The organism is Hyphomicrobiales bacterium (assembly GCA_016710435.1).
Lineage (GTDB): Bacteria > Pseudomonadota > Alphaproteobacteria > Rhizobiales > Aestuariivirgaceae > Aestuariivirga.
In genome coordinates, this window is the sequence record JADJVV010000001.1 from 2,152,859 (window position 1) to 2,172,292 (window position 19,434).

Annotated in this window: 19 protein-coding genes; 15 read left to right on the forward strand and 4 right to left on the reverse strand. The window is 64.3% G+C overall.

Going from position 1 to position 19,434, the window contains the following annotated elements; all coding sequences use genetic code 11:
* Window position 1 precedes the first annotated feature (1 nt).
* Entirely contained in the window at window positions 2-1,420 is a 1,419-nt protein-coding gene (gene tldD, locus IPM06_10385; GenBank protein MBK8770824.1) for a metalloprotease TldD, read from the reverse strand.
* 103 nt (window positions 1,421-1,523) lie between these two features.
* Window positions 1,524-2,192 carry an invasion associated locus B family protein gene (locus IPM06_10390; protein MBK8770825.1) on the reverse strand — a complete coding sequence of 223 codons (669 nt, stop codon included), beginning with the start codon at window positions 2,190-2,192 and terminating at the stop codon, window positions 1,524-1,526.
* 284 nt (window positions 2,193-2,476) lie between these two features.
* Between IPM06_10390 and coxB the strand changes: the two genes are divergently transcribed.
* From coxB to IPM06_10450, 12 genes are all read left to right on the forward strand, one after another.
* On the forward strand, window positions 2,477-3,358 hold the full coding sequence (gene coxB, locus IPM06_10395; GenBank protein MBK8770826.1) for a cytochrome c oxidase subunit II: 882 nt from the start codon (window positions 2,477-2,479) through the stop codon (window positions 3,356-3,358).
* Between the two features lie 30 nt (window positions 3,359-3,388).
* Complete coding sequence (ctaD, locus tag IPM06_10400; GenBank protein MBK8770827.1) at window positions 3,389-5,041, forward strand: cytochrome c oxidase subunit I; 1,653 nt, start codon at window positions 3,389-3,391, stop codon at window positions 5,039-5,041.
* Window positions 5,042-5,059: 18 nt separating this feature from the next.
* Window positions 5,060-6,004, forward strand: coding sequence for a protoheme IX farnesyltransferase (locus IPM06_10405; GenBank protein ID MBK8770828.1), 945 nt, complete (start codon window positions 5,060-5,062; stop codon window positions 6,002-6,004).
* Entirely contained in the window at window positions 6,004-6,159 is a 156-nt protein-coding gene (locus IPM06_10410; protein MBK8770829.1) for a hypothetical protein, read from the forward strand. The genes IPM06_10405 and IPM06_10410 overlap by 1 nt, the downstream gene beginning before the upstream one ends.
* The gene (locus IPM06_10415; protein MBK8770830.1) at window positions 6,156-6,728 is read left to right on the forward strand and encodes a cytochrome c oxidase assembly protein; all 573 of its coding nucleotides are present in this window, start codon (window positions 6,156-6,158) and stop codon (window positions 6,726-6,728) included. The genes IPM06_10410 and IPM06_10415 overlap by 4 nt, the downstream gene beginning before the upstream one ends.
* 10 nt (window positions 6,729-6,738) lie before the next feature.
* Window positions 6,739-7,605: a cytochrome c oxidase subunit 3 gene (locus IPM06_10420; protein MBK8770831.1), complete on the forward strand. Its 867-nt coding sequence runs from the start codon at window positions 6,739-6,741 to the stop codon at window positions 7,603-7,605.
* Window positions 7,606-7,668: 63 nt separating this feature from the next.
* The gene (locus IPM06_10425) at window positions 7,669-8,043 is read left to right on the forward strand and encodes a DUF983 domain-containing protein (GenBank protein MBK8770832.1); all 375 of its coding nucleotides are present in this window, start codon (window positions 7,669-7,671) and stop codon (window positions 8,041-8,043) included.
* Window positions 8,040-8,723, forward strand: a complete 684-nt coding sequence (locus IPM06_10430) for an SURF1 family protein (protein ID MBK8770833.1) — start codon at window positions 8,040-8,042, stop codon at window positions 8,721-8,723. The genes IPM06_10425 and IPM06_10430 overlap by 4 nt, the downstream gene beginning before the upstream one ends.
* 165 nt (window positions 8,724-8,888) lie before the next feature.
* The gene (locus IPM06_10435; protein MBK8770834.1) at window positions 8,889-10,277 is read left to right on the forward strand and encodes a threonine synthase; all 1,389 of its coding nucleotides are present in this window, start codon (window positions 8,889-8,891) and stop codon (window positions 10,275-10,277) included.
* 11 nt (window positions 10,278-10,288) lie between these two features.
* Complete coding sequence (locus IPM06_10440) at window positions 10,289-11,554, forward strand: insulinase family protein (protein ID MBK8770835.1); 1,266 nt, start codon at window positions 10,289-10,291, stop codon at window positions 11,552-11,554.
* 13 nt (window positions 11,555-11,567) lie between these two features.
* Complete coding sequence (locus tag IPM06_10445) at window positions 11,568-12,137, forward strand: GNAT family N-acetyltransferase (protein ID MBK8770836.1); 570 nt, start codon at window positions 11,568-11,570, stop codon at window positions 12,135-12,137.
* Window positions 12,138-12,156: 19 nt separating this feature from the next.
* Window positions 12,157-15,471, forward strand: a complete 3,315-nt coding sequence (locus IPM06_10450) for an EAL domain-containing protein (GenBank protein MBK8770837.1) — start codon at window positions 12,157-12,159, stop codon at window positions 15,469-15,471.
* Between the two features lie 16 nt (window positions 15,472-15,487).
* Here IPM06_10450 and IPM06_10455 read toward each other — a convergent pair whose 3' ends face one another.
* Window positions 15,488-16,069: a YqgE/AlgH family protein gene (locus IPM06_10455; protein ID MBK8770838.1), complete on the reverse strand. Its 582-nt coding sequence runs from the start codon at window positions 16,067-16,069 to the stop codon at window positions 15,488-15,490.
* 128 nt (window positions 16,070-16,197) lie between these two features.
* Here IPM06_10455 and IPM06_10460 point away from each other — a divergent pair, with 128 nt between their 5' ends.
* Genes IPM06_10460 through IPM06_10470 form a run of 3 tightly spaced genes read left to right on the forward strand, consistent with a single transcriptional unit; the run spans window position 16,198 to window position 19,021 of the window.
* Window positions 16,198-16,977 carry a hypothetical protein gene (locus tag IPM06_10460; protein ID MBK8770839.1) on the forward strand — a complete coding sequence of 260 codons (780 nt, stop codon included), beginning with the start codon at window positions 16,198-16,200 and terminating at the stop codon, window positions 16,975-16,977.
* A 29-nt stretch (window positions 16,978-17,006) separates the two neighbouring features.
* Entirely contained in the window at window positions 17,007-17,489 is a 483-nt protein-coding gene (locus tag IPM06_10465; GenBank protein MBK8770840.1) for a peroxiredoxin, read from the forward strand.
* Complete coding sequence (locus IPM06_10470; GenBank protein MBK8770841.1) at window positions 17,489-19,021, forward strand: AMP-binding protein; 1,533 nt, start codon at window positions 17,489-17,491, stop codon at window positions 19,019-19,021. Before IPM06_10465 ends, IPM06_10470 begins: the two co-directional genes overlap by 1 nt.
* A gap of 95 nt (window positions 19,022-19,116) precedes the next feature.
* Here the strand turns inward: IPM06_10470 and IPM06_10475 are convergent, their stop codons facing one another.
* On the reverse strand, window positions 19,117-19,305 hold the full coding sequence (locus IPM06_10475) for a hypothetical protein (GenBank protein MBK8770842.1): 189 nt from the start codon (window positions 19,303-19,305) through the stop codon (window positions 19,117-19,119).
* Window positions 19,306-19,434 lie beyond the last annotated feature (129 nt).

The window sequence follows — 19,434 nt, forward strand, 5'->3', positions numbered from 1 at the left end:
CCTATGCCGCCTTTGTGCCGCCGACGGTGAGGCCGTTGATGCGCAGTGTCGGCTGTCCCACGCCCACGGGAACACCCTGGCCGTTCTTGCCGCAGGTGCCGATGCCCTTGTCGAGTGCGAGGTCGTTGCCCACCATGGAGATCTTCTTCAGCGCTTCGGCCCCCGCACCGATCAGGATGGCGCCGCGCACCGGACGCGTCAGCTTGCCATCCTCGATCATGTAGGCTTCCGTCACGGTGAAGACAAACTTGCCAGAGGTGATATCCACCTGTCCGCCGCCAAAGGACTTGGCAAACAGGCCTGTCTTCATCGAGGCCAGGATTTCCTCCGGCGTGCGTTTGCCGTTCAGCATGTATGTGTTGGTCATGCGCGGCATCGGCGCATGGGCATAGGACTGGCGGCGACCGTTGCCGGTGGGCGCTACACCCATCAGCCGCGCATTCATGCGGTCCTGCATGTAGCCGACGAGCACGCCATTCTCGATCAGTGTCGTGCAATGCGACGGCGTTCCCTCGTCGTCGATGGTGATGGAACCGCGCCGGTCTGGCAGCGTCCCGTCATCGACGACGGTCACGTCATCGGCGGCAATCTTCTGGCCCATCAGGCCGGCGAAGGCGGAAGTGCCCTTGCGGTTGAAGTCGCCTTCAAGTCCATGGCCGATCGCCTCATGGAGCAGGATGCCGGGCCAGCCGGGACCGAGCAGCACGTCCATCTCGCCCGCAGGTGCATCGCCTGCCTCCAGCGCCACCATGGCCTGCCGGTAGGCCTCCCGCGCCGATGCCTGCCAGCGCTCTTCCGTGAGATAGGAGGCTGGAAGCGCCCGCCCGCCGAAGCCGTCGCTGCCCTGGCCCTGCTTCACGCCGTTGTCGGTGGTGACGGACACATTGAAGCGGAGCAGGGGGCGGATGTCGCGGAACAACTCGCCATCGGGCCTGACGATGGTGACGTCCTGGAAATCCGTGCCGATGGAAACCGAGACCTGCCGCACCCGCGTATCGAGCCCCCGCGTGAAGGCATCGACCTTCTGCAGCAGCGCAACCTTGTCGGCGAAATCCAGCACATCCGCCGGATTGAAATCGCCATAGAGCTTGCGGTTGCTGCGCTGGGGAGCCGCACTCACATTGCGGCTGCGGCCATGGCGCAGGATTGTTTCCACCGTCTCGCCGGCCCGGCGCAGCGCCGCAGGCGAAAGGTCGGAGGAATGGGCGTAGGCCGCTGTTTCTCCGCTCACGGCCCTGAGGCCGAAGCCCTGGCCGTCGTCGCTGGCGGCGGACTTCAGCTTGCCGTCATCAAAGACCAGGCTTTCGCTCTGGCGCTTCTCGATGAACAACTCGCCATCATCCGCCTTGGCCAGCACCTCCTGCGTGGTGCGCTGGGCCTCTGCGAGGGAAAGGTCGCCAATGGCGTCGAGAGTGGGCATGGGGCAAAGTTCCTGACGAGGCTGCAGTTTGAACCCGTTACATAATGAGAAAGGCCCGGACCTTCCAGTCCGGGCCTGTTCGGAAATGAGCGGAGCAGATGAATTAGTGCTTGTCGAGTTCGGCGAGCGCCGCGCCGAAACCTTCAAGCGAGATGTTGATGGGGAAGCCGTTGCCGGGGCGGTCGTAGAGATAGAAGGTGGACTTGCCGCCCTTCTTGAACTTGCCCAGCGTATCGGCCGACATTTCACCCATGGCTTCGCAGATGGGCGGCAGGCAGCGGGTGAACACGAGGCGCGACGGCAGCGCCGTGCCATCGATCTCCACCGGAATGCCGGTAGGAAGGTAGACGCCCACAGGCGTCATGATGCGCATGAAGAGCGCCGACTTGTCGCCGCGCTTTACCTTGTTGACGATCACCGAGAGGCCGACCTTGGCATTCTTGTCGCTCTTGGCCTGCTGGGTCATGCCGCAGGCCTTGCCGGGAGCAGCACCGCCGGCATCGGCAGGATCGGCCGGAGCCTCGGCGCATTGCACCCCCCAGGCGCCGAAGGTGCCGATGTTCTCAACCTTGGGCATCGGGCGCTTGCCGGCCTGTGCCGGAGGAGCGTTCTTGCGGGGACCGAGGCCCGCCGGCGGCAGTGGCTGCCCGTCGCTCTTTCCCGCATCCGGCTGGGCGGCAGGATCGTCCTGCGCCACGGCCTGATTCGCGTGGGGGAGGATCATCAGGGAGGAGGCCAGTGCGGCCAGCGCGAATACTCGGGTGATTCTCACGTAAAACGGTCCTTTATCAGATACAGGGGGCGCTCTTAGCCCCGGCGGTTGGGGCTGGCAAGCTGCCTTGAGGCTGCCGGAAACGGCGGCTTTCCGGTGCAAATGCGGCAGAAATCCGGCCTGCGATCAAGTCCCCGCCGTGAATGACGTTTTGCCGCGCCCGGTCCTGTTGCCGCAGCCAAGGGAATGTGGTTGATCTAGATCAAACCGCTTTCGGGACGGATTGTTTTCGCTTGATCGAGACGCTCCAAACCCGGGATCCATGTGAGGGCACATTTGAAATGATGAAGACTGCGAAATTCGCACTGACGCTGCTTGCGCTTGCCGCAGCGCCAACCTTGGCGCAGGCCGCCGCCGGCCATGCCGAACCCTGGCAGATCGGTTTCCAGGACGCAGTCACGCCCGTGGCGGAAAGCATCCATTTCTTCCACAACTACCTGCTGGTGCCGATCACGGTCATCATCGCCCTGTTCGTCCTGGCGCTGCTCATCATCGTGATGGTGAAGTTCAACGCCAAGGCCAACCCGGTGCCGTCGAAGACGACCCACAATGCGGTTCTCGAAGTGGCGTGGACGGTGATCCCGGTCCTCATTCTCGTGGCGATTGCCATTCCCTCCTTCCGCCTCCTCTATTTCCAGCGTGACATTCCCCAGGCCGACATCACCATCAAGGCCATCGGCAACCCCGGCTGGAACTGGACCTACCAGTATCCCGACCTCGGCGTGGACGAGGGCGGCGAACCCAAGGTGAGCTTCACCGCCTCGCTGCTGCCGGAAGCCGACGCCAAGGCCGCCAACAAGCCTTACCTGCTGGCAACGGACGTTCCCGTGGTCGTTCCCGTCAACAAGACGGTGAAGATGATCATCACCGCCGATCCCGCCGGCATCATCCATGCCTGGACCATCCCGTCCTTCGGCATGAAGATCGACGCCATTCCCGGCCGCCTGAACGAAGACTGGTTCCGCGCCGAGAAGGAAGGCACCTACTACGGCCAGTGCTCCGAGCTTTGCGGCAAGGACCACGCCTTCATGCCGATCGAACTGCACGTCGTCTCCGAGGCCGACTACAAGGCCTGGACCGAAAAGGTGCAGACGGCGAGCGTGGAAGAGGCCCGCGACTTCCTGTTCGCCATGCTGCAGGCCAAGGGCCAGCTGGCCACCAACTGATATTCATTTTTCCGAGAGGCTAGAAAACAAATGGCAACCGCGCACGCCGCTCATGACGATCACCACGCCGACCCTTCGGGCTGGCGCCGTTACGTCTATTCCACCAACCACAAGGACATCGGCACGATGTACCTGTGGTTCTCCATCATGGCTGGCTGTATCGGCGGCATCCTGTCCGTCTTCATGCGCATGGAACTGCAGGAGCCGGGAATCCAGATTTTCCACGGCCTCGCCCAGATGGTCTATGGCGTTGACGCGGCCTCGGCCGTGGACAACGGCAAGCACATGTTCAACGCCTTCGTGACGGCCCACGGCCTGATCATGGTGTTCTTCATGATCATGCCCGCCATGATCGGCGGTTTCGGCAACTGGTTTGTGCCCCTCATGATCGGTGCTCCCGACATGGCCTTCCCGCGCATGAACAACATCTCCTTCTGGCTCCTTGTTCCCTCCTTCACGCTGCTGCTGATCTCGCTCTTCGTCGAAGGTCCCGCCGGCATGCACGGCGCGGGCACGGGCTGGACGGTCTATGCGCCGCTCTCCACGTCTGCCCATCCGGGACCTGCCGTGGACTTCGCCATCCTGTCGCTCCACATCGCGGGCGCCTCCTCGATCCTCGGCGCCATCAACTTCATCACCACCATCTTCAACATGCGCGCCCCCGGCATGACACTGCACAAGATGCCGCTCTTCGTCTGGGCCGTGCTTGTCACCGTGTTCCTGCTGCTCCTTTCGCTGCCGGTTCTCGCGGGCGCCATCACCATGCTGCTCACCGACCGCAACTTCGGAACCTCGTTCTTCGAAGCCTCGCAGGGCGGTGACCCCGTGCTCTACCAGCACCTCTTCTGGTTCTTCGGACATCCGGAAGTGTACATCCTGATTCTGCCCGGCTTCGGCATCGTCAGCCACATCGTCTCCACCTTCTCCAAGAAGCCGGTGTTCGGCTATCTCGGCATGGCCTACGCCATGGTGGCAATCGGCGTCGTCGGCTTCATCGTCTGGGCCCACCACATGTATACCGTGGGTCTGGACGCCGACACGCAGGCCTACTTCGTGGCCGCGACGATGATCATCGCCGTGCCCACCGGCGTGAAGATCTTCTCGTGGATCGCCACCATGTGGGGCGGCTCCATCGAGTTCAAGGCGCCCATGGTCTGGGCCATCGGCTTCATCTTCCTGTTCACCGTGGGCGGTGTGACGGGCGTGGTGCTGGCCAACGCCGGTGCTGACCGTTCGCTGCACGATACCTACTACGTGGTGGCCCACTTCCACTACACCATGTCGCTCGGCGCCACCTTCGCCATCTTCGCGGGTTGGTACTACTGGTTCCCGAAGATTTTCGGTTACATGTACTCCGACTTCATCGCCAAGCTGCACTTCTGGGTCACCTTCGTCGGCGTGAACCTGGTGTTCTTCCCGCAGCACTTCCTCGGCCTCGCCGGCATGCCGCGCCGCTACATCGACTATCCGGAAGTTTTCGCCGGCTGGAACTTTGTGTCGTCGATCGGTTCCTACATCTCGGCCTTCGGCATCCTGATCTTCCTCTATGGTGTCATCAACGCCTTCATGCGCAAGCAGAAGGCCGCCGACAATCCCTGGGGTGAAGGCGCAACGACGCTGGAATGGACACTCTCGTCCCCGCCGCCGTTCCACCAGTTCTCCACCCTGCCGGTCATCAAGTAAGGCTGGGCGGTTCCGGATATGGCATCGGGTACGGCCCATACCGCTTCCACCCTGGCCGCCAATGGCGGTCAGGGGACGGCTGGCGACTACATCGCGCTCTTGAAGCCGCGGGTGATGTCGCTTGTCGTCTTCACGGCGGTCGTGGGCCTGTTCGCGGCCCCGGGGGAACTCCATCCCTGGCTCGGCTTTGTCACCATTCTCTGCATCGCCCTTGGCGGCGGCGCCTCGGGCGCCCTCAACATGTGGTATGATGCCGACATCGACGCGGTGATGAAGCGCACGGCCAAGCGACCCATCCCGTCTGGGGCCATCGCGCCGGGTGAAGCGCTGGGCTACGGCCTTGCCCTCTCCGCCGCTGCGGTTCTCATGCTCGGCCTGTTCGTGAATGTGGCCTCGGCACTGCTGCTGGCCTTCACGATCTTCTTCTATGTCGTCGTCTACACCATGGGCCTCAAGCGCCGCACCGCGCAGAACATCGTGATCGGCGGCGCTGCGGGTGCCTTCCCGCCGATGATCGCCTGGACGGCCGTCACGGGGACGATTGATCCGGGCGCCATCGCACTCTTCCTGCTCATCTTCATGTGGACGCCGCCGCACTTCTGGGCATTGGCCCTGTTCCGCGAGGGCGACTACGAAAAGGCCGGCGTGCCCATGCTGCCCAACGTGGCGGGCCGCCACGAGACCAAGAAGCAGATCCTGTTCTATTCGCTGCTGCTGGTGCCGACCGCGGCCGCTCCCGTGCTCACGGGCACGGCCGGCTATCTCTACGCCGCAGGCGCTGTGCTGCTCACGGCGAAGTTCCTCTTCGACGCCGTCACCGTCTATCGTGCCGCCACCCGCGAGGCCGAGGACAAGGCCTGCAAGAAGCTGTTCGGCTTCTCCATCCTCTGGCTCTTCGTGCTCTTCGCCCTCATTCTCGCGGAAAGACTGCTCAGCCTGCCCGTGATCGGGGGGCTGCTGTGATGGCTGAGCCCTTGAAGCCCTTCTCGCCCGAAGACATGGCCCGCCGCCGCCGCCGCTCCATCGTGATGGCGCTGGCGCTGCTGGCGCTGATCGCCATTTTCTTCATCAGCACGCTGGTCCGCCTGGGCGGCAACATGCCGGGAGGTGCGTCATGAGCACCGCGCCTGACATGAACCGCCGCAACAGACGCGTCGCCGGCATTGCGGCCGGCGTGGCCGCAGCCATGCTCGGCCTCGCCTTCGCCTCCGTCCCCCTCTACCGCCTGTTCTGCGAAGCAACGGGCTTCAACGGAACGACGCAACGCGCCAGCGCCGCTCCGCAAGCGGCCGATGCCACCGTTTCCGTGCGCTTCGACGCCAATGTGGAAAAGGACATGGGCTGGACCTTCCATCCCGCACAAGGCACCCTCAACGTCCGCCTCGGCGAACCGGTGCTTGCGAAATATGTGGCCGTCAACACCACCGCGGCGGAAATCACGGGAACCGCCATCTTCAACGTGACGCCGCCTGAAGCCGGCGCCTACTTCAACAAGATCGAATGCTTCTGCTTCACCGAGCAAACGCTGAAGGCTGGCGCCCGCGCCGAAATGCCCGTTCAGTTTTTCGTCGATCCCGCGATGCTGAAGGACGCCGACGCCCGCAACATCCGCGAGATCACCCTGTCCTACACCTTCTATCCAACCAAGAAGACCGCCAATGACCAGGCGGCCCTTTCGACCAATTAAGGAGCGACCCATGGCCGACGCCCATGCCAAGAACCATGACTATCATCTCGTCGATCCGTCGCCGTGGCCCTTCGTGGGGTCCATGTCGGCGCTGATCCTCGCCATCGGCGCCATTGTCTGGATGCACGGCAGCACCCCCATCGTCGCCCTCATCGGCCTGGCGCTGGTGCTCTACACCATGTTCATGTGGTGGCGTGACATCATCATCGAAGCCCACAAGGGCGACCACACGCCCGTCGTGTCGCTGCATCTGCGCTACGGCATGCTGCTGTTCATCGCCTCGGAAGTGATGTTCTTCGTGGCCTGGTTCTGGGCCTACTTCGATGCCAGCCTGTTCGCGGGTGAAGCCCAGCAGGCGGCCCGCGTGGCGGCAACCGGCGGCGTCTGGCCGCCCGCACCCGTCGGCGGCGAAGCCACCAGGATCTTCGATCCGTGGCACCTGCCGCTGATCAACACGCTGATCCTGCTCACCTCGGGCACGACGGTGACGTGGGCCCACCACGCCCTCCTGCAAAACGACCGCAAGGGTCTGATCAACGGCCTCATCCTCACGATCGTGCTGGGTCTGCTCTTCACCTGCGTGCAGGCCTATGAATACGGCCACGCCGCCTTCGCCTTCAGCCGCGCCCACGGTGGCAACATCTATGGCTCGACCTTCTTCATGGCCACGGGCTTCCATGGCTTCCACGTGATCGTCGGAACGATCTTCCTCATCGTCTGCCTGTTCCGCGCGCTCAAGGGCCACTTCACGCCCCAGCAGCACTTCGGCTTCGAAGCCGCCGCCTGGTACTGGCACTTCGTGGACGTGGTCTGGCTGTTCCTCTTCGCCTGCATCTACATCTGGGGCTCGATCGGCGCGGTCATCCCCGCCGAATAAGCCGCAGGGCAAATACCTTGAAATGGCCGGGTCTCCCGGCCATTTTTCGTTTGGAAAGCGCGCATGACCGAAAATTATTACCCCGACATCTCCCCCGTGAAATCAGGCCTCGCCGGCACCTGCCCGCGCTGCGGCCGTGGCAGGTTCTTCACCGGCTATCTCAAGGTCGCCAAGTCCTGCACCTCCTGCGGGCTGGACTTTTCCTTTGCCGACGCCGGCGACGGCGCCGCCTGGTTCGTGATGCTCTTTGCCTGCGTCGTGGGCGTGGGCTCGATCCTCGGCATCGAGGTGGCCTACCATCCCGCCTGGTGGGTACATGTGCTGATCGCCATTCCGGTGCTGATCATCCTGCCCGTGCTGATGTTGCGGCCCGTGAAGGGCATGCTGCTGGCCCAGCAATGGAAGACCAACGCCCACGAAGGACAGATCGACCGATGACCACGGCCCGTCCGCGCGCCTGGCCCGTTCTGCTGGCGGCAGGCGTCGGCCTCGCCATCCTGCTGTCGCTCGGCATCTGGCAGGTGCAGCGTCTGGCGTGGAAAGAGGGGCTGATCGCGGCCATCGACCAGGCGCTGGCGGCTGAACCCGTCAGTCTTGCAGAGGCACTGGCGCGGTCCGATCCCGATTTCACCAAGGTTGCAGTTGCAGGCACGTTCGGAGAAAAATCCTTGCGCCTGCTGACCGCCGCCCCCGGTGGCGCGGGCTGGATGATCGTGCAGGGCTTCACCTCCACCGAGGGTCAAAGTCTGCTGGTGGCGCGCGGCGTGGCGGGAGATGCCCAGGAGGTGCCCGCCGCTGCTGGACCAGTGCAGCTTTCGGGCATCCTGCGCCGGCACGGCGCGCGTGCCGCCTTCGATGCCGACAACAATCCCGCCGCGAACCAATGGTACTGGTGGGATGTCCCGGCCATGCAGGCCGCGGCCCTTGGTCGCCCGCCCGCAACGCCGCTCGTCCTCCATCTCCTGCCGGCCACCCCGGCCACGGAAGGCCTGCGCGTCGATCCCCCGAAATCCGACCTCCGCAACAACCACCTCGGTTACGCCATCACCTGGTTCGGCCTTGCAGCTGCGCTGGTTGTGGTGGCGGGCGTGTTCCTGAGGGGACGTAACAAACCTTGAAGTCGCGCGGGCACCCCATTAATGCCCTGCCATCCGGGAACCCCCTCAGCCCTCCGGGCAGCTCCTCCAACACGTTGGGGGAGCGTAAACGGTCTGCCCCCACCCAGCTTGCGGGGGAGGTGGCCCAAGGCCGGAGGGGGTGGCTCCGCATTTGAAAGTGCCGTGATGAAATACGTCTCGACCCGTGGTTCCGCTCCTGTCCTCTCTTTCGAGGATGCCATGATTTCCGGGTTGGCCCGGGATGGGGGCCTTTATGTGCCGGATCAGGTGCCGGTCCTTTCCGTCGTTGAACTGAAGGAGCTGCGCGGCAAGCCCTTCGCCGATGTGGCCTTCGCCGTGGCGAGCCGCTTTGCCGATGGCGCCATCCCCGAGCGCGAACTCCGCCGCATGGTGGACGAGGCTTATGCCACCTTCGCCCACAAGGCGGTGACACCGCTGAAGCAACTCGACTCCAACCACTTCCTGCTGGAACTGTTTCACGGCCCCACCATTGCCTTCAAGGACGTGGCCATGCAGTTGCTGGCCCGCCTGATGGATTGGTCGCTGGAACGCTCCGGCACCCGCGCCACCATTGTCGGCGCAACATCGGGCGATACCGGTGGTGCGGCCATCGAAGCCTTCCGCCACAGCCGCAACGCATCGATCTACATCCTGCATCCGCACGGTCGCGTCTCCGACGTGCAGCGCCGCCAGATGACGACCGTCCATGCGCCGCATGTCCACAACATCGCGCTCGAAGGCACCTTCGACGACTGCCAGTCCATCGTGAAGGCGCTCTTCAACGACCATGGCTTCCGCGACGGCATCCGCCTCGCCGGCGTCAACTCCATCAACTGGGTCCGCGTCATGGCCCAGATTTCCTACTACATCTATGCAGGCCTCGCCCTTGGCGCCCCCGATCGCGCCATCTCCTTCACCGTGCCCACGGGCAATTTCGGCAATGTCTTCGCCGGGCTGATGGCAAAGCGCATGGGACTGCCGATCGACCGCCTGGTGATCGCCACCAACGCCAACGACATCCTCGACCGCACCGTGAAATCCGGCCGCTACGAGGTGAAGGGCGTGCACGCGACCATGAGTCCCTCCATGGACATTCAGGTCTCCAGCAATTTCGAGCGCCTCGTCTATCTCGCCAACAACCGGGACGCGCAGGCGGTGCTCCGCGCCATGGACGGCCTCAAGCAGTCCGGCGCCTTCAGCCTGGCCTCGGATGCGCTGCAATCGATCCGCGACGAATTCGATTCCGGCGCAAGCGGCGAGGCGGAAACCGCTGCCATGATGCGCACCATTCTGGAAGAGACGGGCGAGGTGCTGGACCCGCACACGGCCGTTGCCGTCGCCGTGGCGCGCCAGAACCAGGGGGCGGCCCCCATGGTTTCGCTGGCCACCGCCCACCCCGCCAAGTTCCCTGACGCGGTGCAGGCGGCCGTCGGGCTAAGGCCCGGTTTACCCCAACGATTTGAACACTTGATGACGGCGCAAGAAAGTTTCACAGTGCTTCCCAACAGCGTGGAAGCGGTGAAGGACCACATCAAGGCCCGCGCCCCGCTGTGAGGGGAGGGTCTATGTCTGTTGAAGTGTCGCGGCTGGAGAACGGCCTGCACGTGGTGACTCACACCATGCCACACCTGGAAACGGTGGCGCTTGGCATCTGGGTGAAGGCGGGCGCCCGCGACGAGTTGCCGGAGGAAAACGGCATCGCCCATTTCCTCGAGCACATGGCCTTCAAGGGCACGAAGCGGCGCACGGCGCAGGGCATCGCCGAAGAAATCGAGAGTGCCGGAGGTGAAATCAACGCCGCCACCGGCATGGAAACCACCACCTATTACGCCCGCGTGCTGAAGAACGACTGGCAGCTCGCCCTCGACATCCTCTCCGACATCTTCCTCAATTCAACGCTCGATGAAAACGAGCTGGAACGCGAGCGCGACGTCATCCTGCAGGAGATCGCCGCCGCCAAGGACCAGCCCGACGACCTCGTCTTCGATCTCGCCCAATCCGCCTGCTACGGCGACCATCCCCTGGGCCGCTCCATCCTCGGCCCGGCGAGCCTCATCGAGACCATGACGCGCGACCAGATGACAGCCTGGCGCGACCGCAACTACTGGGCCTCGCGCATCGTTGTCTGCGCTGCGGGCAACATTGATCACAAGGCTTTCGCCCGCGAAACCGCGAAGCACTTTGGCCACCTCGGGCAAGGCCACGGGCCGCAGCGCCACTCGCCCGTGTTCTCTGCCGGTGCCGCAACCGAACAGAAGCCGCTGGACCAGACGCACATCGTCCTCAACTTCAGCGCTCCCAACTATCGCGACCCGCGCATCTACCAGATGCAGGTCCTGTCGGCGATCCTCGGCGGGGGCATGTCATCACGCCTGTTCCAGGAGGTGCGCGAGAAGCGCGGCCTCTGCTACAGCGTTTTCTCCTATGGCACGTCCTACGAAGACGTGGGCCAGCTTGGCGTCTATGCAGCAACCTCGCCGGAACACACCTCTGACCTCATTGAAGTCACTTCCAAGGTCATGATGTCCATGGGGGAAGAAGTGACGGTGAAGGAAGTGGACCGTGCCAAGGCCCAGCTCAAGGCGAGCCTTGTCATGAATCTCGAAAGCGCCTCGTCGCGCGCCGATCAGGTCGCCCGCCAGTATCTCGCCTTCGGAAGCGTGCCGGAAATGTCGACGCTGGTGGAACGGATCAGCGCCGTCACGCCTGAAGATGTGAAGGCGCTCGCCCACAGCATTTTCTCCGGCAAGCCGCCCTCACTGAGTGCGGTGGGGCAATTGTCCGCGCTGGAAAGCCACAACAAGATCGCCGCCCGCTTCAAGAAGGGCTGAGGGCAAGTTCCCCATGGGTTTGCTCGACAGTTTCCGCCGCACGTCAGATATTGCGACGCTGTCCGGGCAGGGCGTCAGCCTGCGCTTTCCGGTTCCGGATGATTTCGAAGCGTGGTCCGGTCTTCGCGCCCGCAGCCGCGATTTCCTGGAGCCGTGGGAGCCTGTGTGGCCGTCGGATGAACTGTCCCCCGCAGCCTTCCGCATCCGCATCCGCCGCTACCGGCAATTGCGCAACGAAGACCTCTGCTATCCCTATTTCATCTTCTCCGGCGGCAATTTCGTCGGGGCGGCAACGCTCTCCAACGTGCGCCGCGGCGTCGCCCACACGGCGACGCTGGGATACTGGATCGGCCAGCCCTATGCCCGCTCTGGCTACATGAGCCGCGCCCTCTCGCTGCTCCTGCCCCATTGCTTCTCCACCCTGGCGCTGCACCGGGTGGAAGCCGCCTGCCTGCCGCGCAATACAGCCTCCATCCGTTTGCTGGAGAAGGTGGGCTTCGAGCGCGAAGGCTACGCACGTTCGTATCTGCAAATCGCGGGGCGGTGGGAAGACCATTTGCTCTACGCAAAAATCGGCCCCTGATGGCGGCCCGGCCGGCTGAGTGTTCTGGTCATCCCCGAAGGATTTCGCCTGCGCAACCATCCCGCGTTGGCGCTACATTGGCGCCATGATTCGCGGGGTGCTGGCACGAGGGGTGGGACGGGGCTTGGCGGCCCTGTGCCTGTGCTTTTGCGTGCTCTTCTCCGTGGTGGCGCGCGCCCAGGAAGTGACGGATATTCCCGCCACCTTCACCGCCATCGACCTCACCGGACGTGGCACGCCCATCGCGGCACAACGGCCCAATCTGGCCATCGAGGTGCCCGGCGACAGCGAGGGTGCACGCGCCGTGCTGGAATTGCGCGCGCGCGGACCGGGGCCGGATTATACCTGGACCATCTTCAACATCCGCAACGCCTCACCGACCGAGCGCAAGATCATCCTGCTGGTGGACGAACAACGCTTTGCAGGCTCGGGGCTATTCCATCTCAAGGCCTTCGGTGAAAGGCCGGACGGCGTCGTCCTCTCCAGCGGACAGGATACGCTGGAACGCGCAATCGCCCAATCCGGCGTCGCCGCCAGCTTCCGCATCAAGCCCATGGCCAATGTCACCCTGGCGCTCGAAGGCGGAGCACCTGGCCAATCCGTGCAGATCATGACGCTCGATGCCTTCAGCACCCACGAGACGACGCTGTCCGTCGTCAACGGCGGTGTCATTGCCATGGCTCTGTTCCTCGCCTTTGGCATGCTGGCGCTCTACGGCATTCGCATGCATGGGGCCTTCATTGCAGCCGCGCTGTTTGCCGTGGCGGCGGCGGGCTTCATGGCGCTGGAAAGCGGCTACCTCGTCCGCCTGCTGCCACGCCTGCCGATCAGGGGCATGCCGTTCGACATGCTGCGCGCCCTGGTCGAGGGCTTCATGATGTTCACCGTGGCGCTCTGCGTTGTCTCCTTCAATGCGTTGCGGCAGCGCGGCATCCTCGCGGCACTCGGCGTCGTCAGCATTCTCCTGCTGGCGCTGGCGAACGTGGGGTACGGCCTGTTTGACCCGCTGAAGGCAACGCTCTCCTCGCGCCTCGCATTCGCCGTCCTCGCCGTGGCGGGGCTCGTCACCGCATTCATTGTACGCAAGAACCCGGTTGGCGTGGTGCGCCAGGGCCTCATCTTCTGGGCCGCCCTCACAAGTTGGACCGTCGTCGCCGCCGTCTTCGCGCTGGGCGAGGATGCGCGATCGGCGCAGCACCTGATGCTGGTAAGTTCGCTGGCACTGGTGCTGGCCCTGATGACCTTCACGCTGGTGAGCTTTGCCTTCTCGCAAGGCTTCCTCGCCAAGCCTCTCCTCACCGACTCCAGCCGCCGCAGCCTGGCGCTTGCAGGAGCAGAACATTTCGTTTGGGATTGGCGGCCCAATGAAGACCGCCTCGACGTGGGCCCCGACCTCGCCGTGGCGCTGGGCTATGATCCAGCCACCTGGCAGAAATCGCCTGCCGCCGCGTTTCGCGCCATCCTCAATCCGGAAGACGAACCCGTCTATCAGGCGCTCCTCTCCAACCGCCGGCTGCAGCCGGGTCATGTGCATGAGGTCGAACTGCGCCTGCGCGAAGCCTCTGGGGCCGAACGCTGGTTTGCCTTGCGCGTGCGCGCCTTGCAGGGCGCAAACCGGCTTGCCGACCGCGTCATTGGCACGCTGACCGACATCACCCGCACCAAGGTGGTGGAAGACAGGCTGATCACCGACGCGGTGCATGATCCGGTGACGGGCCTTCCGAGCCGCGCCATCTTCGCCGACCGGCTGTCGCGCGAAATCGAAAAGCCGCTGGGAAGGCCCGTGCGTGTGCTGCTGGTCTCGCTGGAGCGCTTCAAGACCTTGAATGATGGCCTCGGCCACGACCTCGGCGATCAGCTGCTGATGATCGCCGGGCAACGGATCGCCGCCTGCCTGCAGGACGATGAGTCCGCCTCTCGGCTCACCGGCAGCCAGTTCGCGGTCATGCATGTGGAAACCATTGATGGCCGCGATGCCATGGTGATGGCGGAGGAAATTCGCCGCACCATCGCAGCGCCCGTCTCATTGAGCGAGCGCAACGTCTTCCTCTCCGCCGTCATCGGCATCTCCCGCGCCAGCTCCGAAGGCTACTCCGCCGACACGTTGCAGGCCCAGGCGGCAGCGGCGCTGCACGAGATCCAGAAGCACGGCAAGGCGGGCATCCGCGAATTCGAAGAAGGCTTTGAAGACGAGCGCAGCGCGCGGCTCGATTTGGAGCATGAACTTCGTCACGCCATCGACAGCGGCGAAATCGAAGTGCGCTACCAACCCATCGTCAATCTCGAAACACGCGACGTGGCCGGGCTGGAAGCGCTGACGCGATGGAACCATCCCACGCAGGGCCTGCTTTCGCCGGCAAAGTTCCTGGGGCTAGCCGAGCAGGCGGGTTTGCTGCCCGACATCACCCGCGTTGTGATGGGCGAGGCCATGCGCCAGATGGGCATTTGGCAGCGCGTTCTCACCCGCGAGCGCCCCATCTACGTCGCCATCAATCTCTCCGCCGACGAACTGAACGACCTCTCCTTCGTGGATCACCTGCGCGCACTGGTGGCGCGCGAGGGTGTGCGGCCCAACACCGTGAAGATCGAGATCACCGAGTCCGTCGCCATGCGCTACCCGGATCGCGCCCGGCAATTCCTCCAGCGCCTGCAGGCCCTGGGCGTGGGCGTCGCCTGCGATGATTTCGGCACGGGCTTCTCCAGCCTCGCCAGCCTGCGCGATCTGCCATTCGACACGCTGAAGATCGACCGCTCCTTCCTTGTCGCCGAGGCCATGGAAGGGCGGGGTGGCGTCATCCTCGATACGGTGGTGGCTCTGGCCCACGGTCTCGGCATGCTGGTGGTGGCGGAAGGGATTGAGACGGAGGCGCAGGCCTCGCGGCTTCTCGCGCTGGGCTGCGACCTGGGGCAGGGCTATCACTTCAGCGAGCCATTGCGCGCCCGCGACGTCGAGGCGCTGCTCACCGTTCTGCCACGCGTTCATGCGCCCCTGCCGCAAGGATATGATCCTGGGCAGGACGAGGCGGAAGCGGTGGAAGATCAACTCCTGTCACCGCCACCGGGCCACGCCCCCATCGCGCCGCGCCCGCGCCGCACCGAGGAGGAGATGTTTGAACCTCCCGTGATGGATGAAGGCATGTTCGAGGAGACGGCGGACTACGAGCCGGACCCGGAGCCGGAAGAGTTGCCGTCGATTTTCGACATGCCGCCGGCACCACCATCTGTGCGTGGCATTGCCACCGCCGCTCCGAAGCCCAAGCTCAAGGTGAAGCCGCAGCCGCGCAAGAAGATCAAGGTCAAGGTGAAGACGAAGGCCCGCAAGCGCCGCAAGTGAGGGGGGAAGGGACACGTCAGCCGTGGCCGGCCTCGCTGGAGAGCATGCGGGGATCAATACCGAGCTTGGCCAGCGCCCGCTCATGGGTCACATCCAGATTGGCTTCGAACACAAGGTCCGCATCCGGTTCGCAGTGCAGCCAGCCATTGTGCAGGATTTCATTTTCAAGCTGCCCCGGCGCCCAGCCCGCGTAACCGAGGGCGATCAGGCGCCGCTCCGGACCCTTGCCGTTCGCAATGTCGGTCAGCACGTTGAGCGTGGCGGAGACGACGTAGTCCTTTCCCACCAAGAGGCTCGAGTCATCCGCCGGATAGTCGGGCGTGTGCAACACGAAGCCTCGGAATGTTTCCACGGGTCCGCCGAGCCGGATGGGAATGCGCATCACATCCTCCGGCACGTCTTCAAGCCGCCCGGCAAGATCAGTTTTCTCCAGCAGGTCCGAGAACACTGTGAGCGGCGCCGGTTTGTTGACGACGAAGCCCATGGCACCCTGTTCGCTGTGGGCGCACAGGAAGACAACCGAGCGCTCGAAATTCTCGTCGCTGATGCTCGGCATGGCGATCAGCAGCTTTCCGGCCAGGCTTGTGAAATGGCTCATGACGCAAAGATAGTGCGGCCCCCTCCATTCCGCAAAGAAAAGGCGGGGGTGGAGCGGCGGGATGTGATGACGCAGTTGTAACGCGTTGATGACTGGCCCCGCCGCAAACCGCGGGCTAACTTGACTGCATGAAGGTTCCGCTCCTCACCCGCCGCCTCTTTTTCGCCGCATCCCTGTCGGCAGTCGCCACTCCCGCGTGGACCACACCCAAGCCGTTCACGGCCCGCCTCTTCTCGGCGGGATTTGATGGAACGGCCTATCGTGGCGGACTTCACCTCACCATGGACCCCGGCTGGAAAACCTATTGGCGTGTGCCCGGCGAAGGCGGCATTCCCCCGATGGTGGAGGCCGCCGGCAGCAACATCGCGCACTTCAGTTTTGATTGCCCGCTGCCGCACCGCATGGTCGGCGGCAGCGGTGAAACCATCGGCTACAAGGAAGAGGTGGTCTTCCCCTGGGCGATGGTTCCGCGCGACGGGGCATCGCCTGTGGAAGCGGCACTCTCCGCCTTTGTGGGGGTGTGCGAGACCGTATGCATCCCCGTGCCGGTGAAGGAGAACCTCATCCTGCAACCCGTGGGACAGGCGACCCGTGATGCGGGCCTGCTCGCTGCATGGGAGGCAAGGGTGCCGCAACCTGCGCCCACGCCGCTGGTCACGGCCCTGGCGGCAGGCGAAGACGCAGGGCAGGTCTATCTCGACGTGACGCTCGCCGCCGCCGTAACGGACATTTTCGTGGAAGGAAAGGCCATGCATTTCTTTGCAACCCCTGTGTGGCGCGACGAGGGGCTGAGGGCGCGGCTCCCCGTGCACGGTGCGCGCAATGCCGATGAACTGAAGGGCAGCCCCTTGCGTATCACCCTCGACGTCGGAGGCGCGGGCCTTGAGCAGACCCTGACTGTCGTCTAAGTCCATTCCCCAACCAAGCTGGAGCTACCATGACCATCAAGACCGGTGACCGCCTGCCGCAGGCTGAATTCAACACCATGACGGCCGACGGCCAGCAGAAACTTTCAACCGATGTGATCTTCAAGGGCCGCAAGGTCGTGCTGTTTGCCGTGCCCGGCGCCTTCACGCCCACCTGCTCCATGAACCATATGCCCGGCTTCGTGGCGGCCGCCGATGCGATCAAGGCCAAGGGCGTGGACACCATTGCCTGCACCTCGGTGAACGACGTGCACGTGATGAATGCCTGGGCAAAGGCCTCTGGGGCGGACAGCAAGATCCTGATGCTGGCCGATGGCAACGCCGCCTTCGCCAAGGCCGTCGGCCTCGACAAGGATCTGGCGGTCGCCGGCATGGGCGTACGCTCCTCCCGCTATTCGATGATTGTCGATGACGGCGTGGTGAAAACCCTGAACGTGGAAGAAAAGTCGGGCGTGAATGTCTCCGGCGCCGAGACGATCCTCGAACAACTCTGATGACGGCGTGGAACGCGGGACTGGCGGCGCGCAACTTCGCTGAACTCGCCACCACGCGGGGCGGCGATGCGGAACGCGCCTTCCTCGCGTGCGACGATGGCCGCCGCTTCACCTTCGCGCAATTCTGGTCACTCGCGGGCCGCCTCGCCTTTGCCTTGAAGAGCGCCGGTGCCACACCTGGCGATCGCATTGCCGTGCAGGTGGAGAAGAGTCCCGAAGCCATCGCCCTGTTCTGGGCCTGCCTGCGCGGCGGCTTCGTCTTTCTCCCGCTCAACACGGCCTACACGCCAAGCGAAGTCGCCTATTTCGTTGGCGATGCCGAGCCGGCGGTTCTTGTCGTGCCGCCCGGGGCGGCCAACGCCCTCGCACCAGTGGCCGCCCAGGCGAAGGCCCGCGTGCTCACGCTGGACGATCTGGGCAACGGCACGCTCGTGGACGCAGCGACCGGGGAGATCAGCGATCATTCCGCGACATGGGACGATCTCGCCGCCATCCTCTATACCTCCGGCACCACGGGCCGTTCCAAGGGCGCGATGCTCACCCACGCCAACCTCGCATCGAACGCATTGGCATTGGTGGAGGCCTGGGTCTTCACCCCGGAGGATGTGCTCATACATGCACTCCCCGTCTACCACACCCACGGCCTCTTCGTTGCAACCAACACCCTGCTGCTCTGCGGCGGCCTTATCCTCTTTCGCCGCACGTTCGACGCGGCGGACGTGATGCAACTCCTGCCACAGGCCACGTGCCTCATGGGCGTGCCGACATTCTACACGCGCCTCCTGCAACACACCGGGCTCACCCGCGAGGTCACGGCGCAAATGCGGCTCTTCATTTCCGGCTCCGCGCCGCTGCTCGCCGAAACCCACCGCGCCTTTTCCAGCCGTACCGGCCACGCCATTCTCGAACGCTACGGCATGACCGAAACCAGCATGAACACGTCCAACCCTTATGCCGGCGAGCGCCGTGCGGGAACGGTCGGAATGCCCTTGCCGCACGTTGCGGTGCGCATCGCCGATCCGCAAAGCCACGCGGCCCTGTCTGCCGAAACCGATGGCATGATCGAGGTGAAGGGCCCCAACGTGTTCAGGGGCTACTGGCGCAATCCCCAGAAGACGGCCGAGGAATTCACTGCCGACGGCTGGTTCATCACCGGCGACATGGGCCGCATGTCGGGCGATGGCTACGTCACCATCTCCGGCCGCGCCAAGGACCTGGTGATCACGGGCGGCTTCAACGTCTACCCCAAGGAAGTGGAACTGCTGATCGACGCTCTGCCGGGTGTGGCCGAGTCGGCGGTTTTCGGCGTGCCCCATCCTGATTTCGGCGAAGCCGTCACCGCCGCCGTGGTAGCAAAGCCAGATGCAGCGCTCGACGAGGCGCACATGCTCGCAACCCTCCGCCAACACCTCGCCCCCTTCAAATGCCCGAAGCGGATCATCATCATCAAGGAACTGCCCCGCAATGGCATGGGCAAAGTGCAGAAGGGCCGAGACGTTGGGGGGGGGATGGGAAAAAAAAAGCAGGGGTAAACCGCGGCCGGGGGGGGGGGGGGGGGGGGGCTGCGGGAGCAGTGGGGACGGAGCTCCTGTAAGACAAGACGCCAGAGCGGAACCCTGTCTGCGTTTCACCGCCCCGTATGCACCCCGGCCAGGTTCAGCAGGTGCACCAGCGCCAGCAGGCCTACGAATCCCACGCCCAGCATCAGCGGTGTAGTTGGCAGCAGGCGGGGTTGCAGGCTGTCGCGGGGGCGTTTCTCCAGCCAGGCAAGCCCGCCGACGCCACTGGCGCACATGGCGAACACGGCAAAAGTCACGATAAATTCGGGGGTTGCGGGGAGGTTTGGCATGACGGTGACAATCGGCTTGAAGGCGGTGCGGGGTGGTTGACAGGTCCGGGGGGCCTGATTAAGGAGAACCCGAGTTTCAACGGGCGGACTTCCGCT